Source organism: Pedobacter sp. GSP4, from assembly GCF_051857575.1.
Taxonomy (GTDB): domain Bacteria; phylum Bacteroidota; class Bacteroidia; order Sphingobacteriales; family Sphingobacteriaceae; genus Pedobacter.
This window is the reverse complement of record NZ_JBPZIR010000004.1, coordinates 653,833-668,768: the sequence shown is the minus strand read 5'-3', so window position 1 is coordinate 668,768 and position 14,936 is coordinate 653,833. Positions and strand designations below refer to the sequence as shown.

At 38.1% G+C, this 14,936-nt stretch carries 10 protein-coding genes; 1 reads left to right on the top strand and 9 read right to left on the bottom strand.

Annotated elements, in window-relative coordinates; all coding sequences use genetic code 11:
- Positions 1-425: 425 nt before the first annotated feature.
- Entirely contained in the window at positions 426-905 is a 480-nt protein-coding gene (locus tag ACS5PU_RS13745; protein ID WP_439459743.1) for a hypothetical protein, read from the top strand.
- Positions 906-1,673: 768 nt separating this feature from the next.
- Here ACS5PU_RS13745 and ACS5PU_RS13740 read toward each other — a convergent pair.
- The 9 genes from ACS5PU_RS13740 to pheT all read right to left on the bottom strand — a co-directional run bounded on the left by ACS5PU_RS13740 (position 1,674) and on the right by pheT (position 14,935).
- Positions 1,674-2,837 carry a M57 family metalloprotease gene (locus ACS5PU_RS13740; protein WP_439459742.1) on the bottom strand — a complete coding sequence of 388 codons (1,164 nt, stop codon included), beginning with the start codon at positions 2,835-2,837 and terminating at the stop codon, positions 1,674-1,676.
- Between the two features lie 414 nt (positions 2,838-3,251).
- Positions 3,252-4,883, bottom strand: coding sequence for a hypothetical protein (locus ACS5PU_RS13735; RefSeq protein WP_439459741.1), 1,632 nt, complete (start codon positions 4,881-4,883; stop codon positions 3,252-3,254).
- 170 nt (positions 4,884-5,053) lie between these two features.
- The gene (locus ACS5PU_RS13730) at positions 5,054-6,259 is read right to left on the bottom strand and encodes a hypothetical protein (protein ID WP_439459740.1); all 1,206 of its coding nucleotides are present in this window, start codon (positions 6,257-6,259) and stop codon (positions 5,054-5,056) included.
- A gap of 115 nt (positions 6,260-6,374) precedes the next feature.
- The gene (locus ACS5PU_RS13725) at positions 6,375-9,191 is read right to left on the bottom strand and encodes a TonB-dependent receptor domain-containing protein (RefSeq protein ID WP_439459739.1); all 2,817 of its coding nucleotides are present in this window, start codon (positions 9,189-9,191) and stop codon (positions 6,375-6,377) included.
- 110 nt (positions 9,192-9,301) lie between these two features.
- Positions 9,302-9,817 carry a DUF962 domain-containing protein gene (locus ACS5PU_RS13720; protein ID WP_439459738.1) on the bottom strand — a complete coding sequence of 172 codons (516 nt, stop codon included), beginning with the start codon at positions 9,815-9,817 and terminating at the stop codon, positions 9,302-9,304.
- Positions 9,818-10,003: 186 nt separating this feature from the next.
- Positions 10,004-11,575 carry a ribonuclease Y gene (gene rny, locus ACS5PU_RS13715; protein ID WP_439459737.1) on the bottom strand — a complete coding sequence of 524 codons (1,572 nt, stop codon included), beginning with the start codon at positions 11,573-11,575 and terminating at the stop codon, positions 10,004-10,006.
- Between the two features lie 314 nt (positions 11,576-11,889).
- Positions 11,890-12,180 (bottom strand): cell division protein ZapA, encoded by a 291-nt coding sequence (locus ACS5PU_RS13710; RefSeq protein WP_439459736.1) that lies wholly within the window; start codon positions 12,178-12,180, stop codon positions 11,890-11,892.
- 33 nt (positions 12,181-12,213) lie between these two features.
- On the bottom strand, positions 12,214-12,504 hold the full coding sequence (locus ACS5PU_RS13705; protein ID WP_439459735.1) for a hypothetical protein: 291 nt from the start codon (positions 12,502-12,504) through the stop codon (positions 12,214-12,216).
- Between the two features lie 31 nt (positions 12,505-12,535).
- Complete coding sequence (gene pheT, locus ACS5PU_RS13700; RefSeq protein ID WP_439459734.1) at positions 12,536-14,935, bottom strand: phenylalanine--tRNA ligase subunit beta; 2,400 nt, start codon at positions 14,933-14,935, stop codon at positions 12,536-12,538.
- Between the last annotated feature and the right edge of the window lies 1 nt (position 14,936).

Sequence of the window (14,936 nt, the reverse complement as noted above, 5' to 3'; positions counted from 1 at the left end):
CTGTTTTAACACCCTTTGCGGATGGCCTGGAACATGGCTTAATGGAGTTATAAAGCTACTTTTGAAAGATGAAGATTTGGTGAAGATTGTTTCATAAAGATGGATACCCGCATTTTTGCCCCTTATTAATGTTAAGATGGGAACAAACCTGTACGAAAAGGCATTTGTTTCAAATAAAAAAATAAGTACATTAGCTTTGTTAACAGATTAAATTAACCGTTAACGCAAACCATATAATCCGCCCGGATAAACTTTGGTTATCCTTAAGGGCAATAAAACTCATCCCATTTATTTTATTGGTAATACACGGTTTGATTGGGTAAATCAAGGTTGTGGCCCTTTGCTGTGCTACCGCCCTTATTCTACCGGCATTTTCAGATGGTGTACAGATTGAAATTATTTTTTTACTTAAATAACCTATATCTATGAGTTTAAACAACAAAATCTCAACAGAAATTACTGCCGAGCAAATGGCAAAAGTTATCGCACAATTACAGGAAGCAAAAGCAACGCTTAAAGAAGTACTGATTTTTAACCTTACGGCAAATGAGCGCCAAAACATGTTAAAAATGGGCGATAAAACGTTGGCCTTTGTAGGCAGAACCATCTCGCACGCCAAACAGTCGCCAGATCTGGTCCCTTCTTTTTTAGATGTGACCGAAGCACAGAAAGATTACAAACTTGCAGCTGATCTTTATGAGGTTTACCTCGAAACGAGTAAATTATTGCGATCGGTAGAAGACAGCATGATGGTAGCTGGCGGCGAAGCCTACGAGGCGGCTCTTGTTTTTTATAATGCCGTAAAGGGTGCTCACCGATCGAATATTGCAGGCACGCAAGACATTTACGAAGACTTGAAGCAGCAATTCCCCAGAAACAGAAGGAATACCGAAACAAAAATTTAAGAAAAATGATATTGGCTGTGAATTTTCTTTTACAGCCAATACTTTTTTTTTTGCAGGAGTTAATTCAAAAGCCTTAAAAAAGATATTAATTAAGCAAAAGCCTGTAACAATAAGCTCGGAGTGCATATTAATTAAACAAAAACCTATAATTATAGGTTCCGAGCATATATCGATTAAGCAAAAACCTATAATTATAGGCTCCGAGCATATATCGATTAAGCAAAAACCTATAATTATAGCCTCCGAGCATATATTGATTAAGCAAAAACCTATAATTATAGGCTCCGAGCATATATCGATTAAACAAAAACCTATAATTATAGGCTCCGAGCATATATCGATTAAGCAAAAACCTATAATTATAGCCTCCGAGCATATATTGATTAAGCAAAAACCTATAATTATAGGCTCCGAGCATATATTGATTAAGCAAAAACCTATAATTATAGCCTCCGAGCATATATTGATTAAGCAAAAACCTATAATTATAGGCTCCGAGCATATATCGATTAAGCAAAAACAGATAATTATCAGTTCTTCCGCCATGGTTCGTGTCTCCACGAACCATTTTATCTTAATCAAATTTTTTTTTTGGAGTGGCCGGCGAGCAGCTTATAGAGAGCCGGATTTAAATTATCGTTTCGTGGAGACACGAACCAGGGCGTATAGGAAATAAAAAAGACCGGATAAAATCCAGCCTTTTTTAGATTCTTTTTAAAATCTTAATGCCTTATTAAGTACGGTATAATTTATACCAGCACCTTAATACTAATAAAAAGTAACGGTTTGTCTGCCCCACTCGCCTGTACATTCTAAGCCCACTAACCTACATTCTAAATAATAAGTACCTGCGGTACCGTGGCTCCATTCCTGCTGAGGCGAATTACTGAAACTGCTTACCGGCAATACCACATTTAAGCTTTGATCCAACATTCTCCATTCGTAATAACCACTATCATACATGGCGCCAGCAGTGCTAATTACGGTACTGTTGGTTGAAATGGATGACGGGCCATTGATTACGGTTTTAAAAGTACTTACAAATGGTGTTGTTACCGGAGGATATAAGTTCTGGGCAGCAATTACATCATAAGCGGAGAAGCTCGACCAAGTTTTAGCAGTGCCTAAACGCCCTGAATTCATTACTGAACTAGGATCATCCCATGCATTGCCATTAGATGGTGTACCTGCTATAGGGTTGGCACCATCACCTACACCTTCTGCTGCCCAATCTGTATGCCTAAAACCAAGGCAATGGCCTATTTCATGCACTAGCATATAAACATCTTGCTCATGGCTTCTAGGTATGCCATTATCATATCCATTAGTTGTATTATTGGTAAATGGGTTTACATACACAATGGCTCCAGCGCTACCTGATCCAGTTGGAGGTTGACCTAATCCGAAACCGCCAGTACCTAAATTAGCTTTTTTTATGGTAATGGTTGGGGTAACCGAATTCGAATAAGGCGGGTAAAACTGACTGTATGAATGGATCAGATTAATACGGCAGTTGCTTATCGCATTCCAGGCCGCTACAGCTTCCCTAATTGCATAATGCCACCTGGTATCGTAATCTTCAGTGGCAATAATGATATTGGTTAAATTTCCAAGCACTACATTGTCTGTATTTACCTGTGCTATCTTACCACCACCGTTTAACAGTTTATGTTGCGCTTTAGGTGTCGATAAAGATTCTTTTGTAATAAGGATATCACCCTCTACAATGTAGGATTCGCCAAATACCCTAATACTATCGGTACGGAAACCCATTTCTTTAATTTTAGCAATAGTTGTGGCATCAATTTCCACCTTGGCCTGAGGCGCAGCAACCGGTGTTTCTGATTTTTTACAGGATGAGATGGCTAAGGTTAGCAATAGCCCGAAGCACATTATCCTTGAGAATGCGCTTAAAATAGATGTTTTTTTCATAGAGTATTTTTGATTATACTACAAGATAAGACTCTCATTATTAAGCTATCAATAATAAAACATTAAGCTTTATAGTTTAAAAACTACAAAATTGAAACGCACATAACAGTCATAAAAATCATTAATAAACTACATAGCAAAAAGCATTAGTAGACAAAGGCAATAGAGCCGATTTATTTTGCTTAGCAATCTGATATTGATTGATAACTAAAAAGGGATCTACCTATTGGTAGATCCCTTTTTAGTAACATTATCACTCTAAAACTTAGATAATTTCTTTATTAAATTGATAATAACAGTTAGCAAGTTAAATTCATAACTGTACATTAATCCCAATATGTATACAATTCATAATATACTAGGTAATAATTTACAAACAATTGTAATTGCATCTTAGCTTTCACAAGGACAGTTTTAAGTAAATTCTATTGTTGGCTTGAGCGTTTTTATAATTGTAATAGGTTGAGAACCATTACCAGGAGTGATTAAAATTGTGTAACGAATGCGAACGCCATCCAAATCTGTAGCATTATAGTATGCCGATCCAATACTGTAATCTTGTCGGTGTTGAACCTTAAATAAAATACTCTTAGCAGTCGCAACATTTGAGCTACTTCCATAAGCATAAATTTCATCTCCAATGATTTCTTTCCCATAACTTTCTGGCATTGGATAATTAGGATCATTTCTATCCAAATACTTTTCTATTGTTGTTTTTTCAGAAGGACGACCATAATTTGCATATTTCTGCCTATAAGGAACAAGCACATCAATTTTGGTAACTTTAATTGTTGTACCATCATTTGTAACCTCCGGATTTGTTAGTAGTGAAATATCATTAAGAAGGCCATGATGATAAGCGAAACTATAATCATCTATATACCTTACCTCTGTACCAGGAGTTTCGTAAATTAATAATTTTTGATTCGCTACAAACAGAATTGGAGCTACTGAAAAATCAAAAACACCTAAAATTTTGTTATAACTTGGAATATATCCAACTGAATTAGCATTGGCTGATCCTGGCATGGCTAAAGTAGTACTTAGGATACCGCTATTATCTGCTATCGAGCCAGTTAAATTAGTTTCTACTTTTAATTTTAAATCAACAACCTGAGGACTGGTAGCAGCTCCTCCTAGTATGGCACTAAAGAAACCTTTAACCGCCCCACTTAGTCCACCTTTTATACCATCTTCAATAGATTTTGTAACATCTGTTCCAAAGACTTTTGATTTTGGCAGATTTAACGCTTTTATCCCCTGAAAACCAGCAACATGAATAGCTGTATTACCTAAATTCCCCAATAAACTACCAAGATTAAAGCCTCCAGTACCTGCAGTGCCAACAGTACCTGTTAAAGTCCCACTTGATGTACCGTTTAGTATAACTTGCGACAAATTCGTTGAAGATACATTCCAAACAAAGTTTAGATTTTGATGATTGCTGTTTGCAATATAGCTATCATAAGCTAGCTCATATTGACATGCATACCATGCACCAGTTGATAATATTTGATAATTTTGAATTTTTGTTATGGATGTTTGAACATTTTCTGGATCAATAATTTCTTTAGAAAAATTCATTATCGAAGACGGATATCCGCCAGATATCCCCAATCCATCACTAAAATATGAAGACGCGTATGGGTTACCTGGAGGCAGGTATAGATAAAATCTTATTATCCCCCTATATTTGTTGTATAGAGCAAAGAAATACGGAGATGTTAATTGCGTAGGACTAAAAGTATTGTAGATCAGATTCCAACCATCAGCCTTTTTGAAATCAAAGGCAATTTCATGTGGGAATAGTTGATTGCTCCCAGATGCCCATGGTACTAAAATAGGCGTTGAACCTGCTGGTGTAGGCATATAATCAGCGGTTTCCCAATCGAAGACATGGGTGGGAATACTTGCAAGTTTATTGCTAATTTTCAATTTTTTAGGATCAGGTACCGGAGCTGTATCTTTTCTACAGCCGCAGAATAACATACCAATTAAAGCAGCAACCATTACGGCTTTAAGAGATGTTAAATAGATGTTTTTCATAACTAAAAATACAGTTGTAAAATTAACAAATAGTTAACTACTTATTAAATTCTCAATTATGAATTATTATAGCTACATATATAATTAAAATAATTAGTCAAAAAAAAGGGTATCCATCATCATGATGAATACCCTTTTTAATATCCTGTTTTACAGGAAAAGCGTAATGCTTATAGGTTAGCTAATAAATCTACACCATCAACAGTAGCCCATTTGCCTTTTGTTAAAGCAGCACCTGTAGCAGTTGTTGAAGTTGTCCAGTTAGTACCAAAGCTCGCAGCAGATACAGTAAATCCTGTTGCACCAGTAATAAACAAAGTTGGCGTATTGGTAACTTTAACGTTGGTTAATTTAATTTTTCCAGTTAATACCTGATCGTTATAAGTAACTAAATCACGGATCTGAACAGCACCACCAGCAAAAGCAGTAGGCGTAGTTTGGCTACCATATCCATCAATTACGATGTTGCTGTAATCACCGTTACCCTGTGCTTTAAATTGGAAAGCATCTAATTGGATTTCACTTTGCGCTTCAGTTGTTGTACCTGCAGCTCTTTTTAAAGTAATGTTGGTTACTTTTGGCCAGAATGCATTGTTTACACCTTTTGATTCTACTTCCATACCATAGTTACCCACACCAGTTTGGTAAGCATACCAGTTGGTATTGTCTTGACCTCTCCAGCCATCTTGCCAATCGAAAGAATCATCAGCATTACCATAAGAGATTAAGTTTTTAGCACTTACAGTACCACCATAAAATTCGAAACCATCATCATTTCCTTTGTAAGAAACCAGGTTTTCTAAAACTGTTCCGCTACCTACTGAGTAGAAAGAGAAACCATTTTGCTCTTTAGAGTTGGTCGTAATTACGCGACCTGCATATTCTACCCTAACATATTTTAATGAACCACCATTGTGAGCAGCATTAGTACCACCATATGGCAATAATAAGCCATCTTCAGAGTTTGAAGTTTGCGTACCAGTAGCAGTTGATGAGTTTACAATTGGCGCATCGCCATACATGATGATACCGTTCCAAGAACCACCTACTTTTGATTTTTCGGTTAATACGATTGGGTTATCGGCAGTACCGTTAGCAATTAATTTACCACCGTTTAATACCACTAAACCATCATCACCATCAGCCTTATCAGCAGTAAAAGTAGAACCAGCTTCGATAGTTAAGGTAACACCTGATTGAATTTTAACAATACCTTTTAACGTATAATTACCAAAAGCCAATGTTCTGTTAGCTGTAATATCGCCTGTGATTTCGCCTACTACAGGAACTTTTGTAGGGATTTCCTCATCCTCATCTTTTGAACAGCCAGTAAAAATTGTAGCTGACACAGCAATTGCATAAAGTAATTTTTTCATTTTGAATTCTTTTTAATTTTCCTTTTGAATTGTAAATTTAGTTTTCCTATGTTTTGAATACATTAACCCAGGTTTAACATTACATCAACCAAAGATTAAGAAATTGTAACCTATACTAGAATGTGTAACCAAGGCCAAGTGATACACCAACACCTCTTTTGTAATCTTTAACCGTTAGGTCGTTTTCGTATATCTTTACTAAGCTCTTATCGCCCAGATCAATTCTGTAAGTTGGGTTTAAGATATTTTCTACACCAAACTTCAAATCCCATTTGCTAGAGATCTTGTTGTTCCAGATCAGATCCAGTTTTCCAAAAGGTTTTTCGTAGTAGTTATCTAAACCATTTGTACCTACCGCGTAAATACGTTCGCCATAAATATTGTAAGCTAAAGTGATGGTACTTTTCCAGTTTTTGCTGAAGTTGGTTTCGTGTTTAATATCAGCATTGATCAACCATGGCGATGCACCCTGTAACCTGCGGGTATTATCGTTACCGATGGCTGCAGTTTCTGCACTGTTTTTTACTTTATCGATGGTTGTTTTTGTATACATTAATGAGGTGTTGAAACCAACCGAGAAATTAGAAAGCGATTCGCTGAACCTTGAAAGCTGCAATAAGAACTCTAATTCAGCACCAAATAAAATTGCTTTTTTAGAGTTATCGTAAGTTATGGCCAAGCCCCCGCTTCCCGCTGTTGGCGTAAATAAACGCTCGATAGGGCTTTTCAAATATTTTGCAAAACCGGTAATGGCCAACATTTCCGTATTAGAAGGGAAAAACTCATATTTCAGATCTGCATTGTAGTTTTGGCTGTTAATCACATTTTCATTACCATTCTCAATAGTTCCATCAGGGTTTACAAACTCTAAAGGGAAAGCTTCCATAATAACCGGTTTGGTTAAGGTTTTTGAAAGCGATAACCTTAAGTTGGTTTTATCAGATACTGCATATTTAAAGTTTACAGCCGGTAAAACATCGGTTCTGTTTTTGGTCACCTTTACAAAAGGATCATCAATAGTTCCCGGATTTCTGAATCTGGTTATCCTTTCCGATTGCTCTACCCTTACGCCACCGTTGATGTTGATTTTATCACCGATAACAAGAGATAAATCGGCATAACCTGCGTTAACACTTTCCTGCATACGGGCCAGGTAAGTTGCACCTGTACCTTCGTTATAGGTAAAACCACCATTGGCAATCTGGCCGGCTAAGGTAGCATCGGGCTGATTGGTATTAAAAGTAGCACTATTAGAAGCCAGGTTCTGCGAAACTAAAAACCTGAAATTAGATTCGATCTTATTGAAAGAGCCGTTATAACCTACCGTAAGTTTATGAGCTTTTGCCAGATCTGCGTTTCCAAACTTCCAGTTGTATTCTAACAAACCAGATCCGAAGAAATCGCCGTTAAAATCCATATACTGTCTGGTGATACTGTTACCCGTATAACTGATTGATGTGGTATTGTTATCAAGCATTGCACCTTTAAACGATTTTCTGTCAGGAAGTTCGTAGCCTGTTTTCGAATAAGATGCTCCTGCCCTTACGCTATGCCTGTCATCTTCGGTTATTTTGTAATTTGCAAATACCTGTCCGGTAAAGAAATCGGTTTTTTGCAATTGGTTTAAGCGGATAAATGAGTTATTGGCAGTAGCCTGGCTATTGGTATAACCCAACTGATCTTGGATCATCGTCTCGGTACCTTTTAAATAAAAAGCATTTAAATTCAAGTTTAACCTGTTACTACCGTAATTTACCGCTCCCAATAAAGATGAGTTGGTAGAAAACCTATATTTAGTGGTATATAAGTTGTTATCGTAAATACCTTGTACTGTATTAAAGAAACGGTCTACACCTTCTCTGATCTGAAAATTATTATCTGTGTTTACAGAAACCAGGTACTGGAAATAGCGGTTGTTTTCGAACCTGATCTTCCTTGTATGTAGTATACCAATATTTGTATTTAAAGGAGCATTTCCTTCTTCAACATCGAATCCCGATCCAAACTTCGAATTGGCTTCGCTTCCAGTCATCGTATAAGCTGATGGTTTCGTTCCGAAAACCTTTGGCAGGTCGCGGCCGTTTCCGGTAAAACCAAAATAATCACCTATAGAAGTCTCACCTTCAGGCCTTAAGAATTTCTTAAAACTGCTGTTAGAAAGAAAGCTGGTTCCTATATTAATTTTAGTTACTGCTTTTTCGCCTTTTGCGGTTACGATATTAAATGTTCCGCCCGCAAAATCGCCATATAAACCTGCGTTAAAAGTTTTGTAGGTTTCTAAAACACTTACAATATCCGTTGGAAAAAGATCTAAAGGGATAATTTTTTTGAAAGGATTGTTAGAAGGAACGGCCAAACCGTTAATCAATAAGTTGTTGTACCTATCTTCTAATCCCCTAACAAATAATCCACGGCCATCAACTTTGGTAATACCGGTTATCTTCGTTAAACCTTCTTCAACATCACTAACACCTTTTCTGGATAATTCCTGTATACCTATACCCTGTTTAATTTCTACTGCATTTTTTTGAAGCGAAAGTAAAGCCGTTTCAGTTTCTCTGCTGGCTTGGCCTTTAACCTGCACATCGGCCAATTTCTGAGAATTTGACTCATCAAGCGCCAGGTTTAAGGTTGTTGTAGCACCACCGCTTACTTCAACAGCTGGCACTTCTTTAGTAGCATAACCCACGTATGAAGCTTCTACAATAAATTTACCATCCTGTAAGGCAGCAATAGTATATTTACCATCGGCACCTGTTGATGTTCCTTTAGTTGTACCTTTAATTTTAACGGTTACACCGATTAAGGTTTCGCCCGTTTTTTTATCGGTAACTGTTCCGGAAATTTTTCCTGTTTGTGCATACGCAAGTATGCTGATCGTTAAAGCGAACGCCGTTAGCGCTGCTCTTTTAAAAGAGTTTAGTAAGTCCAATTTGCCTTTATTTGATAAGGGCAAAAGTATTACCACAGTGTTAACTTCAAGTTAGGTGTTAATTAACTTTCCTTTACCTTAAGGTTAATTCAAAGTTAACAGTTTTTTGATCAGTACCGGATACCCGTTTTCTTGCAGATGAAGTGCAATAACCATATCGGACCGATTAACAGGAATTTAACATCATCCAAAAATGAAGGCTTTTTTCCTTCAATTTTATGCCCGATAAACTGGCCGATCCAGGCCGCAACAAAAATAGCAGCATAAATGCCATAGGCGGTTCCGCTTCCTAAACCAACAGCCTGTTCAATTTTAACGATGAAATAGCTCATTAAGCCAACAACCCATATCATTAAAAAGAACAATACCGGCGATAGGGTAAAATAATAGTACAAGCTAAAGGCCAAAAGGAAAGAGGCCCAGTTAAAGAAACCATTGTAACTGCCTAAAAAACCAATGTGCGGAAAAGGGATCTGCCAAACCAGTCCCAATAAACTAAAAACAATTAAGGGCACACAAATCCAATGTACCAGTTTGTTGGTAGGGTTTTGATGGCTTTCGGCATATTTATCAAAAAGTATATCGACTGCACGTTTGGGTTCGGTGGTTATAGTCTGCTTGCTCATTATGTAAAAATAAAAAAAAGCGACGGAATATCCATCGCTTTAAATATTGTTTCGCCTGTTTCGATTCGTGAGGAAACGAACCGGGTGCCATTAGCCCGTCATGCTGAATTCATTTCAGCGTCCAATCTGCCCAGAAGACCCTAAAATAAATCCGATAGCTATCGGATCAGGGAGACGTATGACTATTTATTTAGCAAACGCTACAGAACGCGTTTCTCTGATTACGGTAACTTTAATCTGACCAGGGTAAGTCATTTCGGTTTGGATACGTGTAGAAATATCTGCTGCCAGCAATTCTGCCTGTGCATCGGTAATTCTTTCACTTTCTACAATTACACGCAACTCTCTACCTGCCTGTATGGCGAAAGTTTTTTCTACACCAGGGTAAGACAAAGCTAATTCTTCTAAATCTTTTAAACGTTTGATGTAACTTTCTACCACTTCTCTACGTGCACCGGGGCGCGCGCCAGAAATGGCATCGCAGGCCTGGATAATCGGAGAAATCATTGAAGTCATTTCAATTTCATCGTGGTGGGCACCAATTGCATTACAGATTTCTGGATGCTCTTTATATTTTTCGGCCAGTTGCATACCCAAAATTGCGTGCGGTAATTCTGGGTTATCATCAGGCACTTTACCAATATCGTGCAGTAAACCTGCGCGTTTGGCCATCTTAGCGTTTAAGCCCAGTTCTGCAGCCATCGTAGCACAGAAATTAGCTACCTCACGCGAGTGGTGCAACAAATTCTGACCGTAAGAAGAACGGTAACGCATACGTCCAACCATTCTGATCAATTCAGGGTGCAGACCATGGATACCCAAATCGATTACCGTACGTTCGCCAATCTCTACAATCTCATCTTCAATCTGTTTTTTTGTTTTGGCTACAATTTCTTCAATACGAGCCGGGTGGATACGGCCATCGGTTACCAAACGGTGTAAGGCTAAACGGGCTATTTCTCTTCTTACCGGATCGAAGCCAGAAAGGATAATGGCTTCAGGGGTATCATCAACAATAATCTCAATTCCGGTAGCGGCTTCTAAAGCACGGATATTTCTACCTTCCCTACCAATAACGCGGCCTTTAATTTCATCACTTTCGATGTGGAAAATAGATACCGAATTTTCAATTGCTGCTTCGGTGGCGGTACGCTGAATGGTTTGGATTACCACCTTTTTCGCTTCCTTACTTGCTGTTAGTTTCGCTTCATCAACAATATCTTTAACCTGCATCATGGCCTGTGTACGGGCTTCCTGTTTTAGGTTTTCTACCAATTGTTCTTTGGCTTCTTCTGCCGAAAGGCCTGCAATGGTTTCGAGCTGTTTAAGGTGCTGATTTTTTAAAACCTCAACTTCATCCTGTTTTTTAACGGCCAGTTCGGTCTGTTTTTCGAGATTGATTTTTTGTTTATCAAGCTCTTGTTCTTTTTTATTAAAATTCTCCATGCGCTGGTTCACCGATTGCTCTTTCTGCTTAATGGTGTTTTCGCGCTGGTTAATGGTGTTGTTCTTTGCATTTACTTCTTGCTCATGCTCAGCTTTAAGTTGCAAAAACTTCTCTTTTGCTTCTAAAAGTTTGTTCTTTTTTAAAATCTCTGCATTGTTTTCTGCATCCTTTAAAATCTTTTTCACCTTGTTCTGTGCAGCAACTTCCTGCTGCTTCAGTAAATTACGCAGCAGGAATCTTCCCACTACTACTCCGATAGCCAAACCTGCTATAACGGCAAATACATATCCTAATATTTCAACTATTTCCATCTTGTTTTTTATGTAAAAAAAAACCGCAACTAATTTTTAAAGTCTCATACATTTTAAACCTCAACTAAGCATAATTAGGGTTTAAGCCATTTTCAGGTGCCATAGCAAATGAAATACGCCCTCTTAACCCTATAGATATTGAAGTGTTAAGTTTTATAAAATTTGAAACTCAAAAACTAGCCGCGGCTATGTTTTTATGCTAATGTATATAACGTTGCGTCATCCTGTGCCGATAGCTATCGGAGTTATTTCAGGATCTCTTTTTAAAGATGCTGAAACAAGTTCAGTATGACGAAATGTTTAAAGAACGAACCTTATTTTGAAAAGAAACCGTTGAGTAAAACATCCAATTCTTCAACTTTATCGGCAACGGCAGTATCCTGGTTTTGTACTTTGTTTTCCGTTCTCAATACAGCTGTTGCATAATGCAGTACAGCCATAGAAAGAAGATCCTGCTTATCTCTAACCGCATAATTATCCTGATAATCTTTTATGCGCTCATTGATCATTTTTGCCGCCCGTCTCACAATTTCTTCCTCTTCCATATTTACCTTTAATGGATAAATACGGTCGGAAATGGTTATTTTAATCGAGATTTCTCCCATTTGTTTAGCTTAGTTTCTGATTTTTTTGCACCATTATTTTTTTAACAATGCAATACTTTTATCAATCTCCCGCACAAAATCGTTAATTTTTTGCTTAATATCAAGCGACTTTTCGCTTGTTCCCTCTATACTTTTGGCCAATTTTGTAACCCTTAATTTTTCTTCAAGTTCTACATTTTTGCCTTTCGCCGTATCGAACGCAACTTTTAACGATTGATTTTCAAGCTTTAATAAATCATTTTCTTCCTGTAGCGCATTACATAACTCGATTAACCGGGCTGTTTTTTGTAATACTTTATCTAATTGATCTGCAACAGAAGTCATGAATTTATTTCTAAAAATACGAATTTATATTTTATTTCCTAATTTCTGCGCCAGCTTGTGCCGTTAAATTTGCAATCAGTTTCTGCATCGTATTTTCAATCTGCTTATCGGTTAAGGTTTGTTCCTCATCCTGCAAAATGAAATTCAGGGCATAAGATTTTTTCCCTTCTGGCAATTTATCCCCAACGTACACATCAAATACGCCTACTTCTTTGATCAGCTTTTTATCGGTTTTGAATGCAATTCCCTTTAAAGTATCGAAAGTAACGGCCTGATCGATCAGCAATGAAAGATCGCGGCGTACCTGAGGATATTTCGAAACCTCTCTGTTTACGATTTTGTTTTTCCTTACAATATCCAACAAAGTGGCCCAGTCAAAATCAGCGTAAAAAACTTCGGCGTTCACATCGGCAACTTTACGGTCGGCTTTCGAAACTGCACCGAAACTTACCAGGGTTTTATCTCCACGGAAATATTTAATCCCGTAAGCGAAATTCTCGTCGTTCAGGGTATCGGTTTGGTAACCTGAAATACCCAATCGGTTGATAATGGCATCAACTGCCGATTTTAGGTTATAAAAACCAACAGATTTAGCATTCTGGTTCCACTGTTCGCTCTGCTTAGCACCCGAAATCAACAATAACAGCCTTGGGCGTTCTACGTATTTCTCGTTAATTAAATGATAGGTTTTACCGAATTCGTAAAACTTAACATCTGCATTTTTACGGTTCTGGTTATAGGCCACACTTTCTAAAGCAGGCATCAATAAATTTTGGCGCATTACATTTAAATCGCTGCTCAGCGGATTCAAAATAAACACAGCCTCATCTAGGTTTTTCGAATAGGCTGATTTGGTTAACGAATTGCACATAATCTCTGCGTAACCATTGGCCGTAAGCATATCGGCAATTACATTGTGCGTATTTTCTTTCTCGGGCTTAATGCTGTACGATAAAGATGCATTTACCTTTGAAGGGATTTCAATGTTATTATATCCATAAATGCGGAGTACCTCTTCGGTAATATCGCACTCGCGGGTTACATCTACCTTAAACGATGGCACTCTTAAAGCCAGGGTATCATCGGATGTACTGGTAGCAGCAATACCCAATGCCGTAATAATGTGTTTAATTTCTGCAGCCGGAATGTTAGCACCGATCAGCTTATTGATATTGGCATAACTCACTTCAAACTCAAATGGCCTGATGTGGTTTGGATAAATATCAGAAACTGACGAAGAAATTTCGCCACCTGCCAGTTCTTTAATTAATAAAGCCGCATATTTTAAAGCAGTAACTGTAATTTCAGGATCGGTACCACGTTCGAAACGGAAAGAGGCATCTGTTTTTAAGCCATGTCTTTTGGCTGTTTTACGCACCGAAACTGAATTAAAATAAGCACTTTCCAAAAAGATGTTTTTGGTTGCGCTATCAACACCTGAAGATTTGCCACCGAAAACCCCGGCAATACACATTGGCACCTCGGCATTGCAGATCATCAAATCATCTGCACTTAATTTGCGTTCTACGTCGTCAAGGGTAACAAATGGCGTTCCTTCTGCCACTTTTTTAACAAGTACTTTTCCGCCGGCAATTTTATCGGCATCGAAAGCATGTAATGGCTGACCAAAACCATGGAGCACATAGTTTGTGATATCTACCACATTATTGATCGGACGTAAACCGATCACTTTTAATTTATCTTTTAACCACTCAGGAGATTCGGTTACGGTTACGCCAGAAATGGTAACACTGCTATAACGTGGGCAGGCCGCTAAATCTTCAACCTCTACCGGTATCACCAGGTTTTCGTTGTCGGTTTTGAAAGCAGAAAGATCCGGCATTTCGTATTCGCTTCTGAAATAAGCAGCCAAATCCCTTGCCACGCCCAAATGCGAAGCCGCATCGGCACGGTTGGGTGTTAAGCCAATTTCGAACACGAAATCATCGTCCATTTTAAAATGGTCTTTTGCACGGATACCCACTTCGGTATCTGCGGCAAGGATCATAATTCCATCGTGCGATTTGCCCAAGCCAATTTCATCTTCAGCGCAGATCATCCCCTGCGAAAGTTCGCCCCTTATTTTCGATTCTTTAATTTTAAAAGGTTCGCCCTCTAATGGATAAACCGTTGTACCAACCGTGGCTACGACAACTTTTTGCCCTGCACCAACATTGGGTGCCCCACAAACAATCTGAAGGTTTTCGCTGCCGCCAACATTAACGGTGGTAATCCGTAAACGGTCGGCATTTGGGTGCTGAACACAGGTTAATACTTCGCCAATAACCAAACCTTCCAAACCGCCAACAACAGGCTGCACTTTATCTACACTCTCTACTTCCAAACCAATATTGGTTAAGATTAAAGAAAGCTCTTGAGGGGTTTTATCAATTTGTACGAATTGTTTTAACCAGTTATATGATATTTTCATT

What these genes read in the sequence shown, in the direction of transcription:
- ACS5PU_RS13710 (WP_439459736.1), bottom strand. Translation starts at nt 12,180, where the DNA reads ATGGGAGAAATCTCGATTAAAATAACCATTTCCGACCGTATTTATCCA.
- rny (WP_439459737.1), bottom strand. Translation starts at nt 11,575, where the DNA reads ATGGAAATAGTTGAAATATTAGGATATGTATTTGCCGTTATAGCAGGT.
- ACS5PU_RS13720 (WP_439459738.1), bottom strand. Translation starts at nt 9,817, where the DNA reads ATGAGCAAGCAGACTATAACCACCGAACCCAAACGTGCAGTCGATATA.
- pheT (WP_439459734.1), bottom strand. Translation starts at nt 14,935, where the DNA reads ATGAAAATATCATATAACTGGTTAAAACAATTCGTACAAATTGATAAA.
- ACS5PU_RS13705 (WP_439459735.1), bottom strand. Translation starts at nt 12,504, where the DNA reads ATGACTTCTGTTGCAGATCAATTAGATAAAGTATTACAAAAAACAGCC.
- ACS5PU_RS13730 (WP_439459740.1), bottom strand. Translation starts at nt 6,259, where the DNA reads ATGAAAAAATTACTTTATGCAATTGCTGTGTCAGCTACAATTTTTACT.
- ACS5PU_RS13745 (WP_439459743.1), top strand. Translation starts at nt 426, where the DNA reads ATGAGTTTAAACAACAAAATCTCAACAGAAATTACTGCCGAGCAAATG.
- ACS5PU_RS13735 (WP_439459741.1), bottom strand. Translation starts at nt 4,883, where the DNA reads ATGAAAAACATCTATTTAACATCTCTTAAAGCCGTAATGGTTGCTGCT.
- ACS5PU_RS13740 (WP_439459742.1), bottom strand. Translation starts at nt 2,837, where the DNA reads ATGAAAAAAACATCTATTTTAAGCGCATTCTCAAGGATAATGTGCTTC.